This is a genomic window from Affinibrenneria salicis, assembly GCF_008710095.1.
The window spans coordinates 216833-234223 of record NZ_VYKJ01000004.1; the positions used below are offsets into that span (position 1 = coordinate 216833).

Sequence of the window (17391 nt, forward strand, 5' to 3'; positions counted from 1 at the left end):
TTTCAGCCGCTTGCGGCGGCTAACATAATCTTGCGATTTTTTTGGAAAGGAGGTCGCGATGCGGCGCTATCGCGTATTCGATACGATGCAACATCACAAAGCCCGGTTGCGCGATACCGTCGAACTGGGATCCGGTGTGCGTCTGGCCTCATGGTTTAACCGTCATGATTGCGTCACGGTGGAAAACGCCGATCACCATACCCTCAGTCTGTACATTGCCGACGGCTACGAGTGCTACCATAAAACGCCGGACGGCTGGCGCAACGGCGGCGGCCCCGATCGTTTTTGCCTGATGCCGCGGGAAAGCGTGTCGACCTGGGATATCCGCGGTGATCTGTCCTTTGTTCATCTGTATTGCGACGACAATCATCTGCGCCGGCTGGCGGAGCAGATTTGGGATCGCAGTCCGGCGGCGTTGCGTATCGAGGAGCGGACCTTCAGCGAAGATCCGCAGATCACCACGCTCTATCGCCAGTTCTTGCTCAACAATAGCTGGGCCGATCCGGCCAGCCAACTGGCCCTGTCGAGCGCCGCCACGCTGTTGATGATCCATACGTTACGGCAATATACTCAACTGCAATGGGCCATGCCGGCGGTGCGCGGCGGACTGGCGCCGGCCGTGTCGCGGCGAATAAAAGATCTGATCGACAGCCGGATCGCCGAGCCGCTGACGCTGGCCGATCTCGCCGCCGAGGCGGAGCTGAGCGAATACCATTTCGCCCGTATGTTCCGGCAGAGCGAGGGAATGGCGCCTCATCAGTATATGCTGAAGCGTCGGCTGGTCCGGGCGGAAGAGATGTTGCGCCGCAGCTCGCTGTCGATCACCGAGATCGCGCTGGCCTGCGGCTTCAGTTCCGCCAGCCATTTTAGCCATCGGTTTAAAATCGAGCGCGGCCTGACGCCGTCCGCGCTGCGTCAGGCGCTGTCGCGTTAAGCGCGCGCCGCTGAGCGGCCATGTTTTTCCGTTGTGCTGCGCGGTCGATGGGCTGTAACATGGCGTGCTTTTTTTAACTGAGTAGCGTTATGCGTGTTTTACTTGCTCCAATGGAAGGCGTGCTCGATGCGCTGGTCCGCCACCTGCTGTCGGCGGTGAACGACTACGACCTGTGCATCACCGAATTTCTGCGCGTCACCGATCAATTGCTGCCGGCCAAATCCTTTTACCGGCTCTGTCCGGAACTGCATCATGCCAGCCGCACCGCCGCCGGCACCCCGGTGCGTATTCAACTGTTGGGCCAGTATCCGCACTGGCTGGCGGAAAACGCCGCCCGCGCGGTGGAACTGGGCTCCTGGGGCGTAGATCTGAACTGCGGCTGCCCGTCGAAGGTGGTGAACGGCAGCGGCGGCGGGGCGACGCTGCTGAAAGATCCGGAACTGATCTATCAGGGCGCGAAAGCGATGCGCGCGGCCGTCCCGGCGCATTTGCCGCTTACGGTAAAGATACGTCTGGGCTGGGATTCGGATCAGCGGCGTTTTGAGATTGCCGACGCGGTCGAACAGGCCGGCGCCAGCGAACTGGTAGTGCACGGCCGAACCAAAGAGGACGGTTACCGCGCCGAACGCATCAACTGGGCGGCGATCGGCGAAATCCGCCGTCGTCTGAAAATCCCGGTGATCGCCAACGGCGAAATCCGCGACCATCGCAGCGCGCGCGAGTGCCTGAACATTACCGGCTGCGATGCGCTGATGTTGGGGCGCGGCGCGCTTAATGTGCCGAACCTGAGCCGGGTGATTAAATACGACGAGCCGCGCATGCCGTGGTCCGGGGTGATGCGGCTGCTGGATAACTATGTACGGCTGGAAAAACAGGGCGACACCGGCCTGTATCACGTAGCGCGCATTAAGCAGTGGCTGGGCTATTTGCGTCAGGAATATGACGAAGCCGGCGCGTTATTCAGCGAGATTCGCACGCTGAGTTCCAGCCCGGCGATAGCCGGCGTGATAGCCCGTCGCGCGGAAGCGATGGACTGAAACGGCGCGCGCGTTATGCGCCGCGCCGCTCGGGCAAGTCGGCGCGCACGCTGCGATTGCGTCCCTGCTGTTTGGCCTGATAGAGCGCGACGTCCGCGCGGTTAATCAGCGCGTCCAGCGTTTCTTGCGCAAAAGATTCGGCGACGCCGCAGCTGATGGTGACCTGTATCGGACGGTGGTCTGACTCGGTGACCGACTCCCCAATCCGTACGCGCAGCGCCTCGGCGCGTTCGAAGGCGGCTTCTTCGCCGCAGTCCTCCAGCAAAATGGCGAATTCTTCGCCGCCCCAGCGGCAGGCCTGATCGGATGTGCGGATGCTGTTTTGAATCAGCGTGGCGATATGCTGCAGCACCCGATCGCCGGCGATGTGGCCATCGCGGTCGTTGACCTGCTTGAAGTGATCCACATCAAGCAGCAGTAATGAACGCTGGCGCTGGCCGTGACGCGTCAGCGGGCTGATGCGCCTGAACTGATCTTCAAACGCCTGACGGTTCATCAGCCCGGTAAGCTTGTCCGTGGTCGCCATGCGCTCCAGTCGGCGCTGGTAACCGCCGATGGTCAGCCACAGAAAAAACAGAAACAGCGCGCTGACCGCGGCGCTGATGCCCATATTCTGCATCAGCGTCAGCCACAGCTTCTGCTCCGCCGGATGGTTGGTCTGTTCAATCATCAGATACCAGTCGAATTCGGGGATATAGCGGGTGTGCAGATAAATCTGCCGACCGTCGGCCTGATACTGCCAGGCGCCGCCGGGCACGGTCAGAATGGCGGTAGTCAGCGGCGCAAGGCCGGTTTGCCGGCGGATATTCAGCGGGCGTTTAAAATGCTGTCCGTGCAGGGTAACCTCGCCGGTCTTATCGATAAAGTAGATGGTGCGGTTATAGCGCTGCTGATAGTCCTCGATAAAATGGCGGATTTTTTCCACCGAAATGCCCACGCCGGTTACGCCGATCACATTATCGTCATAGTCCATCACCTTGTAGTTGATGAAGATATCCAACTGGGTGCGGTCCTCGGGATCGGTGCGCAGATCGACCATCCACGCCTGATCGGCGGGCAGCGATTTCACGTCGAAGTACCATTTGTCATCGGCGGACTGTTCTGACACGGTGCCGAGAACCCGCTGAGGATCGTAATAGCGCCGCGTTTTGTCGGAGACGAAGTAGGCCTCGACGGTATCAAAGCGTCGGTCGATCTCATGCAGGTAGCGGATCATCGCCTGCGAATCGGTTTCATTGTTCAGCAGCCAGTCGCGAACGAAGGTGTCGTGCGCCATCAGCGATGAGATGAAAATCGGCCGCAGCAGATCCTGCTGGATTTCCGAATAGACGTTATCGCCGGTCAGCGGCAGGCTATTTTCCTCGATTTCCTGAATCAGCGACTGCCGCGCGACCTGATAGCTGCTCCAGCTGATAATGAAAAACGCCACCAGCAGCATGGCGGTAAACAAAATGATGGCGCCTTTTTTATTCAGCCAGTACGGACGTATCATTATTCCACTCGTTGACAGGTAGGAAGAAGGGCGCCGGCGATGCCCTGGGCGCGGTCAGACGGTGAGCCGGCGCGCCGGCTCTTCCCGGCAAGGCGGTCAGGACTGGCTGTCGTCGCCGTAATAGAGTTTACCAATCCGTATAATATCGCGTCCCTGCGATTTACGATGCAGATTGGTATCGCGCAGCGAGTAGATACAGCCACAGTACTCCTGCTGATAAAAACGCTCCCGCTTACTGATTTCGATCATCCGCGCCGAACCGCCTTTTTTGCGCCAGTTGTAATCCCAGTAACTGATGCCGGGGTACTTATCGGCGGCTCTGGCGCCGCAGCCGTTGATCTGCTCCATATTTTTCCAGCGCGAGATGCCCAGCGAACTGGAAATCACGCTGAAGCCATGTTCATAAGCATAGAGCGCGGTGCGCTCGAAGCGCATATCAAAACACATGGTGCAGCGGATGCCGCGCTCCGGTTCCTGCTCCATGCCTTTGGCGCGCTCGAACCAGTTGTCGGTGTCGTAGTCGGCGTCGACAAAGGGTACGTTGTGTTTTTCGGCGAAGCGAATATTTTCTTCTTTGCGGATCAGGTACTCCCGCTGGGGATGAATATTGGGGTTGTAAAAAAAGATGGTGTATTCGATTCCCGATGCGCTGATCGCCTCCATCACCTCCCCGGAACAGGGGGCACAGCAGGAGTGCAGCAGCAGTTTGTCGGCCTGGTTGGGCAGCGATAGTTTGGGACGCAGGTGCTCTGACATAGCGGCGGACTTTCTCTTTCTCATGATAAAAAACAACATGATGAATTATCGTAGATTAACAGCGCATTTACAAATTTAACCGTTGTCGTCATGCCGACGGAGCGATAAAGGTCTGAGTTATCGCGCGCATTTCATCACGCAGCCACTGACTGAAGGCGAGGCTGCGCGGATCCTGCTCGCAGGGACGGGCCGACAGCAACACGTACTGGCTGCCGTCCGGCTGGAAGGGCGCCAGCGTTTGCAGTCGGCCGTCGTGCAACTCCCGTTCAACCATAAACAGCGAGGCGATGGCCGCGCCGAGTCCGCTTTCCGCCGCCTGCAGGCTGAGCCAGAAATGCTCGAAATGCCGTTGCTGGCCCGGCGCGTCGGCTAGCCCGGCGTGTCGAGCCTGCCACTGTTGCCAGGCCTGCGGCCGAGACGCGGTGTGCAGCCGGGCGAGCGGGAGACGCTCGTCGCGTTTATGCGGCGCGTACACCGGCGCGATATATTCGGACGCGATGCGCAGCGAACAGTAATGGCGCTGCGGGATAAAGTCGTCGCGGCGCAGGGCGAGGTCGGTATGGCTGCGCTGCAGGTCGATATCGCCGCCGGCCGCCAGCAGGTGGATATCGATATCCGGATGGGCCTGCTTAAAAGCCGGCAGACGGGGAATCAGAAAGCGCATGCACAGCGTCGGTTCGCACGACACGGTCAGCGGCCGCGCGCTTTCGTCGACGCTGAGCCGCGCGAGGGTATCCGCCAGTTGGGCGAAAGCGTTCTGGCAGCAGCGGTGCAACTCCTGCCCCTTGAGGGTCAGCCGAATGCCGCGGCCGTTGCGCTCAATCACCGCGAAGCCCAACTGCGACTCCAGCGTCTTAATCTGTTTACTGACCGCGCCGTGGGTAATAAACAGCGCGCGGGCGGCGGCGGTGATGCTCAGGCAGTTACCGACCGTTTCAAAGGTGGCCAATAAATTAAGCGGTGGCAGTGGCTGGGTCATTGGTGAGCTCTCGTCACAATTGGCTGTGAATTATTATCGATTTTTATTGCGCTTTTTTCCATTTATAACTCCGACATATTGCCGCGCCGGTCGGCGCGCTTTTTTCAACTGACGGGAGTTCACTGATGACGGAGTTTTGGGCGGTAGCACTGATTACCGGACTGGCGGTAGTCAGCCCGGGGGCGGATTTCGCCATGGTCACGCGTAACAGCCTGGCCGGTCTGCGCCGCGCGGGGGTGCTGACCGCGGCCGGCATTGCGGCGGGCGTGCTGGTGCACGTCGGCTATACGCTGTTCGGCGTGGCGGCGTTGATGAGCCACTCGCCGCAGCTGTTCGTGCTGGTTAAGTACGCCGGCGCGGCCTGGCTGCTGTGGCTGGGGTTCAGCACCTGGCGCGACAGGCGTCCGCCGGTGAATATAACGGCCGACGCGTCGACGGCGCCGGGCGGCTGGCGCTATTTCCGTCAGGGTTTTTTGACCAATGCGCTGAATCCGAAGACCACGCTGTTCGTGCTGAGCGCCTTTCTGCAACTGGTCAATCCGCATACGCCGCTGGCGGTACAGTTGCTGTACGGCGCATTTATGTCTCTGGCGCATTTATGCTGGTTTAGCCTGGTGGCGCTATTTTTCAGCAGCGCGTGGTTCCGCCGGCAGGTGCTGCGCTGGTATGGCTGGATCAACCGTATTATCGGCACGCTGTTGATGCTGTTGGCCGGAATGCTGGCGCTGACCTGAGTTCTGGTCAGGTGGAAAATTCAAGCGTAGCATAACGCGCATGCGGGCAAGCCCGCGGCCAAAATTACTTATCGCGTTTCAGGGAAAGAGAATATGACACTGATATTCAATACGATGCGCCATACGCCCTCGTGGGTGTGGGTCGTTCTGCTGCTACTGATTTACAGCGGCCTCAAGGCTCGGCGGCCGCGGCGCCAGACGCAGTTGCGCCTGCTGTTGCTGCCGGCGATATTCCTCGTCTGGGGACTGGTTTCGATCTTCCTTGCGCTGCCGGCGTGGGGCGCCGGGCTGGTCGGTTTCGCCGCGGCCTTCGTGTTGTGCGGCGCGCTGAGCTGGCGGCTGAATAAAGACGTTGGTTACTACGATGCGTCCGGCGGGCAGTATGTGCGCGCCGGGACGGGATGGCCGCTGGTGGTGATGCTGCTCACATTCGCCGGCCGCTACTATTGCGCGATTCAACTGGCGTGGGAGCCGACGCTGGCGACGTCCGCCGTGTTCTGCGCCTTATCCGGCATCGTGGGCGGTTTCAGCGCCGGTTTTTTCGCCGCCGGCAGCGGTCGTTTGCTGATGCAGCGCTACTATCCCGTATCGGCCGATCCGGCCTGAACGCCTCTTGCTCGCCCGCGCCCGCTGCGCGGATAAATTTTGTCACAAAGAACGCCGACAAACTCGAGTGCGGGCCGCCTGGGGCTAAATTATAATGCCTGCCGGTATTCTCCCTCTAACAGATTTCTGTTTAAGTTGTTAAATCATGCGTACTGCATTTCGTCTGTCCTTATGCGCCGTTGTTTTATCGTTGACGAGCGCGCTATTGGCGCTGCCGGCGGCGGCGAGTGAGAACGCAACGTCCGCCAGAGCGGCGGCGCAGCCGGAGATCGCTTCGGGCAGCGCCATGATCGTGGACTTGCGTAATCAAAAAATTCTCTATTCCAGCAACCCGGATGTGGTGGTGCCTATCGCGTCGATCACTAAGCTGATGACCGCGATGGTGGTGCTGGATGCCCGCCAGCCGCTGGATGAGCGCCTGTCGGTCGATATCCGCCAGACGCGGGAAATGCAGGGCGTATTCTCCCGCGTGCGTTTAAACAGCGCCGTCAGCCGCTACGATATGCTGCTGCTGGCGCTGATGTCGTCGGAGAACCGCGCGGCGGCCAGTCTGGCGCATCATTATCCGGGCGGCTATACGGCGTTTATCGCGGCGATGAACGCCAAAGCCCGCGCGCTGGGCATGACGCACACCCATTATGTCGAGCCGACCGGTCTGTCGACCGAGAACGTCTCCACCGCCCGCGATCTGAGCAAGCTGCTGATCGCCAGCAAACAGTACCCGTTGCTGAGCCAGCTGAGCACCACGCAGGAAAAAACGGTTTCCTTTAGCCATCCCGACTATAGCCTGCCGTTTCGCAACACCAACCACCTGGTGTTCCGCCCGGACTGGAACATTCAGCTGACCAAAACCGGCTTCACCAATCAGGCCGGGCATTGTCTGGTGATGCGCACGGTGATTAATCAGCGGCCGGTGGCGCTGGTGGTGCTGGACGCGTTCGGCAAATACACCCACTTCGCCGACGCCAGCCGGTTGAGAAGCTGGCTGGAAACCGGCAAGATCAGCCCGGTGCCGCCCGCCGCGCTGAGCTATAAACAGCAAAAGGCGCTGCATGCGCGCCAGCCGGGCGTGAGCCAGGTGGCCGACGCGGGCGAGGTAAACTGATCGCGCGCCCGGCGCCGTCAGGACGCCCGGAGATCGCTGATGACTTCGCCGATGTCGGCCGTTTCCGCCTCGTGTTGCGTTTCGCGCCATTCTTCCGCCAGCGCATCGGCGTACCACTGCTTCAGCGCCGGCAGGGACAGCATATTTTGGCACCAGGCCTGACTGGCTGCGCTGACCGGCAGGCCATAGGTTTGCAGGCGAAACACTACCGGCGCGAAGAAGGCATCCGCCGCGCTAAAGCGCGCGCCGGCGAGGAATGGACCGCCGAAGCGCGTCAGTCCCTGCTGCCAGAGTTCATCCAGCCGTGCAATATCCTGCCGCAGTTCGTCGGACACGGCGGCTAACTTGATGCGTACGCCGCAGTTCATCGGGCACTGCGAGCGCAGGGCGCCGAAGCCGGAATGCATCTCCGCCGCGGCGCAACGTGCCCAGGCGCGCGCCTGACGATCGGCGGGCCACACCTGCGGATGGTCTTCGGCCACGTATTCGACGATGGCCAGCGAATCCCAGATGGTGCGCGCGCCGTCCACCAGGCAAGGCACCTTGCCGGTCGGCGAAAAGACCTTAAAGGCCGACTGGCGGATGCCCGACGAAAAGGGCACCAGCGTTTGGTTAAAGGGAATAGCCAACGCGCGCAGCAGCAGCCAGGGGCGCAGTGACCAGGACGAGTAATTTTTATTGGCGATATAGAGCTGATACATATGTTTTTCCCTGTAATGAATCGATAATAAATTCTACCCGCCCATCTTTCCCGTCGCCAACAAGCCCTGGGTTACGGCCTTGACGCGAGGGCGCATTATCATCATGCCATAATCCTGTCGTACGGAACCATTGCCGGACGCCGATGCTTTTTTATGCTGACTCGGGGTATGAATATGAGGATAAATGCGGGCATCAGGCGCCGTGGGTTATGCGTTACGGCGACGGAATACGCCGAAATTGTCCTGCGTCGTGTTTTTTTGCAGTTTTTATTCAATGGAACCTAAACAAATACACTATATTACGCGCTGTGTTTTCGAGAGTGTTGGCGTTGTCGGTGTTTTTCACCATGCCGGAGTTATGGCACAGCGGCTGACTTATCTTCAAACCTGTCTGGTGCTGCAGTGACGCATCCTGCAGCCTGGATTGATAGGGTTTATAACATAATGAAATGGCTTTACTCCCTGACGATGGCCGTTGGCCTGGCCTGTCATCCGGCGCTGGCGCAGTCCGTTGCGCCGCTTGCCGCACCCACGGCAACCACTCCGCAGCAGCAGCGCGATGCCTACGTTTCCGACCTGCTGAAAAAAATGACGCTGGAAGAGAAGATCGGCCAGCTGCGGCTGATCAGCGTAGGGCCAGATAACCCGAAAGAGGCAATCCGCGAGATGATCCGCCACGGTCAGGTCGGCGCGATCTTTAACACGGTGACGCGGCAGAACATTCGCGCCATGCAGGATCAGGTAATGCAGCTGAGCCGGCTGAAGATCCCGCTGTTCTTCGCCTATGACGTGGTGCACGGTCAGCGCACGATTTTTCCGATTAGTCTGGGCGTCGCCTCCAGCTGGGACCGGGACGCGATCGCGCTCAGCGGACGCATCGCGGCGCTGGAAGCCAGCGAAGACGGCCTGAACATGACCTGGGCGCCGATGGTGGATATCACCCGCGATCCGCGTTGGGGACGGGTATCGGAAGGTTTTGGCGAAGACACCTGGCTGACCAGCGAGATCGCGCGCATTCTGGTGAAAGCCTATCAGGGCGACGATCCGCAGGCGCGCCACGCGCTGATGACCAGCGTTAAACACTATGCCCTGTACGGCGCGGTGGAAGGCGGCCGGGATTACAACACGGTGGATATGAGCCCGCAGCGCATGTTTCAGGACTATATGCCGCCCTATAAGGCGGCGATAGACGCCGGCAGCAGCGGCGTCATGGTGTCGCTGAACTCGGTCAACGGCGTTCCGGCCACCGCCAACCGCTGGCTGCTGCAGGATGTGCTGCATCAGCAATGGAAATTCTCCGGCATCACCATCAGCGATCACGGCGCGATTAAAGAGTTGATTAAACACGGCGTGGCCAGCGACCCGCGCGAGGCCTCGCGTCTCGCTCTGCAGGCCGGCATTAATATGAGCATGAGCGATGAATATTTTATTCGCTATCTGCCCGAGCTGGTGAAAAGCGGCGCGGTCAGCGAGCAGGAGATCGAACTCGCCTGCCGCAAGGTGCTGAACGTGAAATATGATATGGGGCTGTTCCAGGACCCGTACCGTCATTTGGGCCCGGCGGAATCCGATCCGCAGGATACCAACGCGGAAAGCCGTCTGCACCGGCCGGAAGCGCGCGAGGTGGCGCGTAAGAGCCTGGTGCTGCTGAAGAACCGGCTGCAAACGCTGCCGCTGAAAAGGCAGGGAACTATTGCGGTGATCGGACCGCTGGCCGACAGTAAGCTCGATATGATGGGCAGTTGGTCGGCCGCCGGGGTGGCCGCGCAGTCGGTGACGGTTTATCAGGGTATGAAGAACGTAGCCGGGCCGCGGGCGCGCATTTTGTACGCCAAGGGCGCCAACGTCACCGATCATCAGGGCATCATCGATTTCCTCAACCAGTATGAGGCGGCGGTCGCAATCGAGAAACGTTCGCCGCAGGCGCTGCTGGATGAAGCGCTGGTCGCCGCGCGTCAGGCCGATGTGGTGGTGGCGGTGGTGGGCGAGGCGCGCGGCATGGCGCACGAGGCCTCCAGTCAGGCGAAACTGACGCTGCCGGACAGTCAGCGCAAGCTGATCGCCGCGCTGAAAGCCACCGGTAAACCGCTGGTGCTGGTGCTGATGAACGGTCGCCCGCTGTCGCTGGTGAGTGAAGATCAGCAGGCCGATGCGCTGCTGGAAACCTGGTTCAGCGGCACCGAGGGGGGCAACGCCATTGCGGACGTGTTGTTTGGCGACTATAACCCGGCGGGGAAACTGCCGATGTCGTTCCCGCGTTCGGTCGGCCAGATCCCGATTTATTACAACCATCTGCCCACCGGTCGGCCCTATTCGCCGGAAAATCCGGGCAAGTACACCTCGCACTATTATGATGAGGCGAACGGGCCGCTGTACCCGTTCGGCTACGGCCTGAGCTATACCACGTTCAGCCTGTCGGATATGCATCTTTCCGCGCCGCGCTTAAAGCGGGACGGCACGCTGACCGCCAGCGTTCGGGTGAAGAATACCGGCCAGCGGACGGGGGAAACGGTGGTGCAGCTCTATCTGCACGATGTGGTGGCCTCGCTGAGCCGGCCGGTGAAGGAGCTGCGCGGTTTTCACAAGGTGATGCTGCAGCCGGGGCAGGAGAAGACGCTGACGTTCACCATCAGCCCTGAAGATCTGATGTTCTATAACGCGCAGATGCAGCGGGTGGCGGAACCGGGCGACGTTGACGTGATGATCGGTCTTGATTCGCAGCGCCTGACCACGCAGCGTTTTACGCTGTTATAGTTCGCGACGCGGCGGCCGGGTGACGCAGCCCGGTCGTCCGCATCCGGCGCTTAGCCGCCGCGCACGATAATGATATAGCCCACCAGCATTACCCCGCCGATGCCGCCCAGCGCGCAGAGAGAAATCAAACCGATAATAGCCGCTTTACCCGGAGTCATTTGCCTGTCCTTTTGTTAACCACGCTGGATTATAAAGTTTCCTGCTGGTTAAACAAGGGCGGAAACCGTACGGTTAAACAGCAGAATCAGTCCGAAGGCGATCAGCAGCGCGCCGGCCGCGCGTTCAATCCAGTGCAGGTTGCGCAGCAGCCGACGCTGCAGCCAGTCGTGCCCGGCGAGCGCCGCCAGCAGACTGTCCCAGACCAGCACCACCAGCGTCATCCAGACGCCGCACGCGATGTGCTGCGGCAGCGTCACCGCGCTGCCCAGAATAGTGGTCATCAGGCTGAAATAGAACAGCGCGTTTTTCGGGTTGAGCAGCGACGAACCCAGACCGAGCAGCAGTTGCCTGGCCGGCGAGGGCAGGCGCGCGGCGGCGGTGAGCGCCAGTTCGCCGTTGCGCGGCCGGCTGTGCGCCAGCTGCCAGCCAATCCACAACAGGTAGGCGGCGCCGGCCAGTTCGATCAGGCTGAATAGCCTGGGCGAATGCTGGATGCCGTTCCAGCCGGCGACGGCCAGCGCGATATAGCAGCCGTTGCCGGCGGCAATGCCGATGGCGATAGCAAAGCTGCCGCGCAGGCGATAGCGAATGGCATAGCCGGAGAGCAGGAAGAAATCCGGCCCCGGGCTGAGCAACGCGACGAAATGCGCCAGCGCCAGCGCCGGGAAATGGGCAGGAAAAAGCGTATCGAACCACATAGAAAGACCCCGAAAAAAATTCGCGGCCAGTGTAGTGCGGCGCGGCGGCTATTTATTGTCAAAAATTGATCGCGCCAGACGATATTGGCCCGGCGTGGCGGCGCTGTACTGGACAAACATTTTATGGAAATGGCTCTGATCGCTGAAGCCGCTTTGGTAACCGGCATCGGCGAGCGGGCTGCCGCTTCTGATCAGCCGGCGGGCATACTCGATGCGCGCGTTGGTCACAAAGGCCTTCGGCGTAATGCCGGTATCCTGGCGAAAACGGCGAATGAGCGTCTCTTCGCGCAGGCCGAACTCGGCGGCCAGCGTGGCCAGCGACGGCGGCGCCAGCAGGTTATCCTGCAGACGCTGGCGCAGACGCTGCGTCAGCGGGTGTGCCGGCCCCGGCGCGTCGGCGGGCTGGCAATAGCGATCGAACAGCCTGTCCGTCAGACGGTGCAGCCATAGCCGCGCCCCGGCCAGGTCATTGCGCGTCAGGACGGCGACCAGCGCGCGGAAATCGCGCGCCAGCGCCTCGTCGCGGATATGCAGCCGGCTGACCCGCAGCGCGCCGACCGGATAGCCGCAGCGCTGAGTCAGGCGCGCCCGGCACCACGCTTCGTCAAGATACAGCATGTGGTAACTGCGCGCCCGGCCCGGCAACGGGTTGCAGCTGTGCGCCTGCTGCGGCGCGAACAGCGCCAGATCGCCGGCCTGCAGGCGATGATCGCGCTCCAGCGAGCGGCAGCAGGTGCCGCCCTGTTCTATCAGGCCGAGCGACAGCTGCTGGTGGCTATGAGTTTTGTAGCTCTGGCGGCTCTGCCAGGTGGAGCGTAACTCCAGCCACGGCAGGGCGGGAGAAAACCAATAGCATTGTCGCACCAGATGAGCGGATGACATGATGTCCAATCGGTGAATGATTTTGCCTTACCCTGGCCGGTTGGCGGGCTTCTGTCAAGAGACGACGGCGACGCGCGGGGATTAACGGCTGACGCGCCGGGGCGACTGTGGGACAATGGCGACTGGCATTAACGGATATTGAGAACGCATGGCGCTGTCCCCCGCAATAAAACAGCAGATTGGCCTGTGGTATAAGGCGCTGCAACAACAGATCCCGGATTTTATTTCCCGCACGCCGCAGCGTCAGATGATTGCCGAAGTGGCGAAAACGCTGGCCGGCGAATATAGCCGTCATCTGGCGATTGAAGCGCCGACCGGCGTGGGTAAAACGCTGTCCTATCTGATCCCCGGCATCGCCATTGGCCGGGCGGAGAACAAAACGCTGGTGATCAGCACCGCTAACGTGGCGCTGCAGGATCAGATCTACAGCAAGGATTTACCGCTGCTGAAGAAAATCATCCCCGAGCTGACGTTTACCGCCGCCTTTGGCCGCGGCCGCTATGTCTGCCCGCGCAACCTGGCGGCGATGGCCGCCGACGTGGCGCAGCAGGGCGATTTGATGCTGTTTCTGGACGACGAACGGGCGCCGTCCAGCAAAGAAGAGCAGAAGAGCAGCGCGGCGCTGCTGCTGGCGCTGCAGCGCCAGGGCTGGGACGGGCTGCGCGATCACCATAAAGAGAATATCTCCGACGCGCTGTGGCACAAGCTCAGTACGGATAAGGCTAACTGCCTGGGACGCAACTGCCACTATTTTCGCGAGTGTCCGTTCTTTCTGGCGCGGCGCGAAATCGACGAGGCGGACGTGGTGGTCACCAACCATGCGCTGGTGATGGCGGCGCTGGAGAGCGAGGCGGTGTTGCCCGAACCGCGCAATATGCTGCTGGTGCTGGATGAGGGCCATCACGTTCCTGATGTGGCGCGCGACGCGCTCGAGATGTCCGGCGAGATCACGCCAGCGGCGCTGAACCAGCAACTGGACGCGTTGATGCAGCACACCGCGCTCTGCATGGCGCAGTTTAAACCCACCTCGCCGCCGCGCCTCGCGCAACCGGAGCGGCTGGCGCAGCAGTGCGAGGTCATTGGCGAACTGCTGCTCGATTTTTCCCGGCTGGCCGGGCTGTATCTGTCGCCCGGCCAGCCGGATGTGGAATACCGTTTCCCGATGGGCGCGCTGCCGAGCGAGATGAGCGAGCTGTGCGCGCAGCTGTTTAAGCGCATGGACGCGCTGCGCGGCATGGCCGAAGGCATGCTGGCCGATCTGAGCGAAAAAACCGGTAAATACGACGTCGCGCGTGTGTATCAGGCGATGCTGAAAATGAGCCGTCTGCTCGGGTATCTGGAGGCGCAGAGCAAGCTATGGCGGCTGGCCGCGCTCGGCCAGGCCTCCGGCGCGCCGATCTCCAAATGGATGACGCGCGAAAATCGCGAGGGCACGCCGCGCCTCTACCTGCACTGCGCCGGCATTCGCGTGTGCGATCAGCTGGAGAAGCTGCTGTGGCGCCAGATCCCGCATGCGGTGGTGACTTCGGCCACGCTGCGTTCGCTCAATAGTTTCGCCCGTCTGCAGGAGCTGTCCGGTCTGCATGAGCAGGCCGGCGATCGCTTTATCGCGCTGGATTCGCCGTTTAACCATCGCGAGCAGGGGCTGCTGGTGATCCCGCGTATGCGGCATGAGCCGCTGGTCGATCAGGAAGCGGAACATCTGGCCGAAATGGCGCGTTTTTTCCGCGCCAGTCTGGCGCAGGGGCAACATAAAGGCATGCTGATGCTGTTCGCCAGCCAGCGTGCGATGCAGCTGTTTTTAACCTTCGTCGGCGATTTACGCCTGATGCTGTTGGTGCAGGGCGACCAGCCGCGTTACCGTCTGGTGGAGCTGCACCGCGAACGGGTTCAGCGCGGGGAAACCAGCGTACTGATTGGCCTGCAGTCGTTCGCCGAAGGGCTCGATCTCAAGGGGGAATTGCTGACGCAGGTGCACATCCATAAAATCGCGTTTCCGCCGATTGACAGCCCGGTGATTCTGACCGAAGGTGAGTGGCTGAAAAGCCAGAAGCGCCATCCGTTTGTGGTGCAGAGCCTGCCCAGCGCCTCATTCAGCCTGATACAGCAGGTCGGGCGTCTGATTCGCAGCCATCAGTGCCGCGGCGAAATCGTTATCTACGATCGCCGCCTGATCAGCAAGCGCTATGGCGCGCAACTGCTGGCCGCGCTGCCGGTGTTTCCCATTGAACAGCGCGCCATGCCGCCTGAAGACGCGTGACGCGCGCGGTCGTTACGCGCAACATCGCGGCGCGCGTCGGATACATATGATAACTGGCGAGACGGCGCCGGTGTCCGTTCGATAAGCAGGTAAGTGACCCCATGGATTACAGCAAAATCATCAAAGAAGTCGGGCGCGGCAAAAACCATGCCCGGGATTTAGACCAGTCCGCCGCATGCGAGCTATACCGGCACATGCTGGATGGCAAGGTGCCGGAGCTGGAGCTGGGCGGCCTGCTGCTGTCGTTTCGCATCAAAGGCGAAGCCGAAGAGGAAATGCGCGGTTTTTACCAGGCGGCGCAGGAGCGGGTGCGGCCGCTGCGCTTGCCCGCCGGCCGGCCGGCGCCGGTGGTGGTGCCGACGTATAACGGCGCGCGCCGCCAGGCCAATCTGACGCCGCTGCTGGCGTTATTGCTGGCGCGGCTCGGCCTGCCGGTGCTGGTGCACGGCGTGGAAGATGATCCGACCCGGGTCACCAGCGCGGCGATTTTTCAGGCGCTCGGGCTGGCGCCGGCCCGCGATATCGATCAGGCGCAACGCCGGCTGGACGCCGGGCAGGCGGCGTTTATACCGCTGTCGGTGCTCTGCCCGCCGCTGCAACGTCAGCTGGATCTGCGCTGGCGTCTCGGCGTACGCAACAGCAGCCATACGCTGGCCAAGCTGATCACGCCGTTTGACGGCGAAGCGGCGCTGCGTCTCGCCAGCGTTTCCCACCCGGAATATGTGACGCGGGTGGCTACCTTTTTCGTGCAGACCGGCGGCCGGGCGCTGCTGATGCAGGGCACGGAGGGCGAGGTGTATGCCAGCCCGCAACGCTGTCCGCAGATTCATCTGATCCGCCAGCAACAGCAGCAGATCTTGCTGGAGCGCCAGAATATGGCCGGGCAGGGAGAACTGGCGGCGGCCAAAGACGTGGAAACGACGGCGCGCTGGACCGAGCGCTGCCTGGCCGGCGAACTGCCGGTGCCGCAGTCCATCAGGCTACAGCTGGCGTGTTGTCTGGTAGGCGCCGGGGCGGCGACGTCGCTGGAGCAGGCGCAAAGCCGGCTGGATCAGGCGCTGTCCTGACGGATAAGGCGCTGTCCTGACGGATAAGGCGGGGGAGATAAAACGGCGCGCCGGAACCCGTCCGGCGCGCCCTGGTTGAACGACCGCCTGCCGATTAGTGGCTGGTCAGATCGATAACCATACGACCGGTAATTTTACCTTCTTCCATTTCTTTAAAAATGGCGTTGATATCCTGCAGCGGGCGTTTGGTGACCTTCGGTTTTACTTTACCTTCGGCGGCGAACTGGAAGGCCTCTTTCAGGTCTTCACGCGTGCCGACCAGGGAACCCAATACCTGGATACCGTCCAGCACCAGACGCGGAATGTTCAGATCCATTGATTCCGGCGGCAGACCCACGGCCACGATACGGCCGCCGGCGCGCACGGCATCCACGGCAGAGTTAAAGGCGGAGCGGGCCACGGCGGTCACCACGGCGGAATGCGCGCCGCCCACTTTTTCCTGAATCAGTTTCGCCGCGTCTTCTTTGATCGGGTTGATCGTCAGATCGGCTCCCATCTGACGAGCCAATTCCAGCTGCGCTTCGTTAACGTCAATGGCGATAACTTTAGCATTGAATACGTTTTTCGCGTATTGCAGCGCCAGGTTGCCCAGACCGCCCAGACCGTAGATTGCGATCCACTGACCCGGTTTGATTTGGGACACTTTTACCGCTTTATAAGTGGTTACGCCGGCGCAGGTGATGCTGCTGGCCGCCGCCGGGTCAAGATTGTCCGGCACTTTGACCGCATAGTCGGCAACGACAATGCACTCTTCCGCCATACCGCCGTCAACGGTAAAGCCCGCATTTTTTACATCGCGGCACAGGGTTTCATTGCCACTGATACAGTATTCACAGTGGCCGCAGCCCTCGTAGAACCAGGCAACGCTGGCGCGGTCGCCCGGTTTCAGCGAAGTCACGCCCGGACCGACAGCCTTAACGATACCTACGCCTTCGTGGCCGAGAACCGTTCCCGGGACTTCGCCGAAATCACCGTTTTTTACGTGTAGATCGGTGTGACAAACACCACAATATTCCATACTCAACAGTGCTTCCCCATGCTGGAGCGCACGCAGAGTTTTTTCCTGCACTTCAACGGAATGATCTTTAGTTACAACGGCTGCTTTCATGGTATTTCCTTAAGTGTGTTGATTTGAACCGCATCCGACAAAGCCGGCAAATTTGCCAGGGTGTCAGAATCAAATCCGGAGCACAATATATCGTCTCCGAATCTTTTAACCATATGAAA

General features: G+C 60.9%; 16 protein-coding genes. 8 read left to right on the top strand and 8 right to left on the bottom strand.

Annotated features, from left to right (window positions below):
* Positions 1-58 precede the first annotated feature (58 nt).
* Both FJU30_RS10270 and dusC read left to right on the top strand, forming a co-directional pair.
* A complete protein-coding gene (locus FJU30_RS10270; protein ID WP_150434868.1) occupies positions 59-934 on the top strand; it encodes a helix-turn-helix domain-containing protein in 876 nt (291 codons plus the stop codon).
* Between the two features lie 89 nt (positions 935-1023).
* Complete coding sequence (gene dusC, locus FJU30_RS10275; protein WP_150434869.1) at positions 1024-1971, top strand: tRNA dihydrouridine(16) synthase DusC; 948 nt, start codon at positions 1024-1026, stop codon at positions 1969-1971.
* A 13-nt stretch (positions 1972-1984) separates the two neighbouring features.
* Here dusC and FJU30_RS10280 read toward each other — a convergent pair whose 3' ends face one another.
* The 3 genes from FJU30_RS10280 to FJU30_RS10290 form a co-directional block, all read right to left on the bottom strand.
* Positions 1985-3463 carry a sensor domain-containing diguanylate cyclase gene (locus FJU30_RS10280; protein WP_150434870.1) on the bottom strand — a complete coding sequence of 493 codons (1479 nt, stop codon included), beginning with the start codon at positions 3461-3463 and terminating at the stop codon, positions 1985-1987.
* 96 nt (positions 3464-3559) lie between these two features.
* A complete protein-coding gene (locus FJU30_RS10285; protein ID WP_150434871.1) occupies positions 3560-4219 on the bottom strand; it encodes an epoxyqueuosine reductase QueH in 660 nt (219 codons plus the stop codon).
* Positions 4220-4307: 88 nt separating this feature from the next.
* Complete coding sequence (locus tag FJU30_RS10290; RefSeq protein ID WP_150434872.1) at positions 4308-5198, bottom strand: LysR substrate-binding domain-containing protein; 891 nt, start codon at positions 5196-5198, stop codon at positions 4308-4310.
* A gap of 125 nt (positions 5199-5323) precedes the next feature.
* On the opposite strand from FJU30_RS10290, the gene FJU30_RS10295 reads away from it, so the two are divergent.
* The 3 genes from FJU30_RS10295 to pbpG all read left to right on the top strand — a co-directional run bounded on the left by FJU30_RS10295 (position 5324) and on the right by pbpG (position 7643).
* Entirely contained in the window at positions 5324-5932 is a 609-nt protein-coding gene (locus tag FJU30_RS10295; RefSeq protein WP_150434873.1) for a LysE family translocator, read from the top strand.
* A gap of 93 nt (positions 5933-6025) precedes the next feature.
* Entirely contained in the window at positions 6026-6538 is a 513-nt protein-coding gene (locus FJU30_RS10300) for a DUF6622 family protein (RefSeq protein WP_150434874.1), read from the top strand.
* Between the two features lie 145 nt (positions 6539-6683).
* Positions 6684-7643 carry a D-alanyl-D-alanine endopeptidase gene (gene pbpG / locus FJU30_RS10305; protein WP_150434875.1) on the top strand — a complete coding sequence of 320 codons (960 nt, stop codon included), beginning with the start codon at positions 6684-6686 and terminating at the stop codon, positions 7641-7643.
* A 17-nt stretch (positions 7644-7660) separates the two neighbouring features.
* Here the strand turns inward: pbpG and FJU30_RS10310 are convergent, their stop codons facing one another.
* Positions 7661-8344 (bottom strand): glutathione S-transferase family protein, encoded by a 684-nt coding sequence (locus FJU30_RS10310; RefSeq protein ID WP_150434876.1) that lies wholly within the window; start codon positions 8342-8344, stop codon positions 7661-7663.
* A 444-nt stretch (positions 8345-8788) separates the two neighbouring features.
* Here FJU30_RS10310 and bglX point away from each other — a divergent pair, with 444 nt between their 5' ends.
* The gene (gene bglX / locus FJU30_RS10315; RefSeq protein WP_150434877.1) at positions 8789-11098 is read left to right on the top strand and encodes a beta-glucosidase BglX; all 2310 of its coding nucleotides are present in this window, start codon (positions 8789-8791) and stop codon (positions 11096-11098) included.
* Positions 11099-11148: 50 nt separating this feature from the next.
* Here bglX and FJU30_RS27150 read toward each other — a convergent pair whose 3' ends face one another.
* Genes FJU30_RS27150 through FJU30_RS10325 form a run of 3 tightly spaced genes read right to left on the bottom strand, consistent with a single transcriptional unit; the run spans position 11149 to position 12837 of the window.
* The gene (locus FJU30_RS27150) at positions 11149-11256 is read right to left on the bottom strand and encodes a hypothetical protein (protein ID WP_223881556.1); all 108 of its coding nucleotides are present in this window, start codon (positions 11254-11256) and stop codon (positions 11149-11151) included.
* Positions 11257-11304: 48 nt separating this feature from the next.
* Positions 11305-11955: a LysE family translocator gene (locus tag FJU30_RS10320; RefSeq protein ID WP_150434878.1), complete on the bottom strand. Its 651-nt coding sequence runs from the start codon at positions 11953-11955 to the stop codon at positions 11305-11307.
* 48 nt (positions 11956-12003) lie between these two features.
* Positions 12004-12837 carry an AraC family transcriptional regulator gene (locus tag FJU30_RS10325; protein WP_150434879.1) on the bottom strand — a complete coding sequence of 278 codons (834 nt, stop codon included), beginning with the start codon at positions 12835-12837 and terminating at the stop codon, positions 12004-12006.
* A gap of 148 nt (positions 12838-12985) precedes the next feature.
* Here FJU30_RS10325 and dinG point away from each other — a divergent pair, with 148 nt between their 5' ends.
* Together dinG and ybiB are read left to right on the top strand one after the other, a co-directional pair.
* Positions 12986-15097, top strand: a complete 2112-nt coding sequence (gene dinG / locus FJU30_RS10330; protein WP_150434880.1) for an ATP-dependent DNA helicase DinG — start codon at positions 12986-12988, stop codon at positions 15095-15097.
* A 101-nt stretch (positions 15098-15198) separates the two neighbouring features.
* On the top strand, positions 15199-16164 hold the full coding sequence (gene ybiB / locus FJU30_RS10335) for a DNA-binding protein YbiB (protein WP_150434881.1): 966 nt from the start codon (positions 15199-15201) through the stop codon (positions 16162-16164).
* A gap of 94 nt (positions 16165-16258) precedes the next feature.
* Here the strand turns inward: ybiB and adhP are convergent, their stop codons facing one another.
* A complete protein-coding gene (gene adhP, locus FJU30_RS10340; RefSeq protein ID WP_150434882.1) occupies positions 16259-17272 on the bottom strand; it encodes an alcohol dehydrogenase AdhP in 1014 nt (337 codons plus the stop codon).
* Between the last annotated feature and the right edge of the window lie 119 nt (positions 17273-17391).

Bases quoted from the DNA above. Each gene is read 5' to 3' on its own strand.
- FJU30_RS10270 (WP_150434868.1), top strand. From the start codon at position 59: ATGCGGCGCTATCGCGTATTCGATACGATGCAACATCACAAAGCCCGG.
- dusC (WP_150434869.1), top strand. From the start codon at position 1,024: ATGCGTGTTTTACTTGCTCCAATGGAAGGCGTGCTCGATGCGCTGGTC.
- FJU30_RS10280 (WP_150434870.1), bottom strand. From the start codon at position 3,463: ATGATACGTCCGTACTGGCTGAATAAAAAAGGCGCCATCATTTTGTTT.
- FJU30_RS10285 (WP_150434871.1), bottom strand. From the start codon at position 4,219: ATGTCAGAGCACCTGCGTCCCAAACTATCGCTGCCCAACCAGGCCGAC.
- FJU30_RS10290 (WP_150434872.1), bottom strand. From the start codon at position 5,198: ATGACCCAGCCACTGCCACCGCTTAATTTATTGGCCACCTTTGAAACG.
- FJU30_RS10295 (WP_150434873.1), top strand. From the start codon at position 5,324: ATGACGGAGTTTTGGGCGGTAGCACTGATTACCGGACTGGCGGTAGTC.
- FJU30_RS10300 (WP_150434874.1), top strand. From the start codon at position 6,026: ATGACACTGATATTCAATACGATGCGCCATACGCCCTCGTGGGTGTGG.
- pbpG (WP_150434875.1), top strand. From the start codon at position 6,684: ATGCGTACTGCATTTCGTCTGTCCTTATGCGCCGTTGTTTTATCGTTG.
- FJU30_RS10310 (WP_150434876.1), bottom strand. From the start codon at position 8,344: ATGTATCAGCTCTATATCGCCAATAAAAATTACTCGTCCTGGTCACTG.
- bglX (WP_150434877.1), top strand. From the start codon at position 8,789: ATGAAATGGCTTTACTCCCTGACGATGGCCGTTGGCCTGGCCTGTCAT.
- FJU30_RS27150 (WP_223881556.1), bottom strand. From the start codon at position 11,256: ATGACTCCGGGTAAAGCGGCTATTATCGGTTTGATTTCTCTCTGCGCG.
- FJU30_RS10320 (WP_150434878.1), bottom strand. From the start codon at position 11,955: ATGTGGTTCGATACGCTTTTTCCTGCCCATTTCCCGGCGCTGGCGCTG.
- FJU30_RS10325 (WP_150434879.1), bottom strand. From the start codon at position 12,837: ATGTCATCCGCTCATCTGGTGCGACAATGCTATTGGTTTTCTCCCGCC.
- dinG (WP_150434880.1), top strand. From the start codon at position 12,986: ATGGCGCTGTCCCCCGCAATAAAACAGCAGATTGGCCTGTGGTATAAG.
- ybiB (WP_150434881.1), top strand. From the start codon at position 15,199: ATGGATTACAGCAAAATCATCAAAGAAGTCGGGCGCGGCAAAAACCAT.
- adhP (WP_150434882.1), bottom strand. From the start codon at position 17,272: ATGAAAGCAGCCGTTGTAACTAAAGATCATTCCGTTGAAGTGCAGGAA.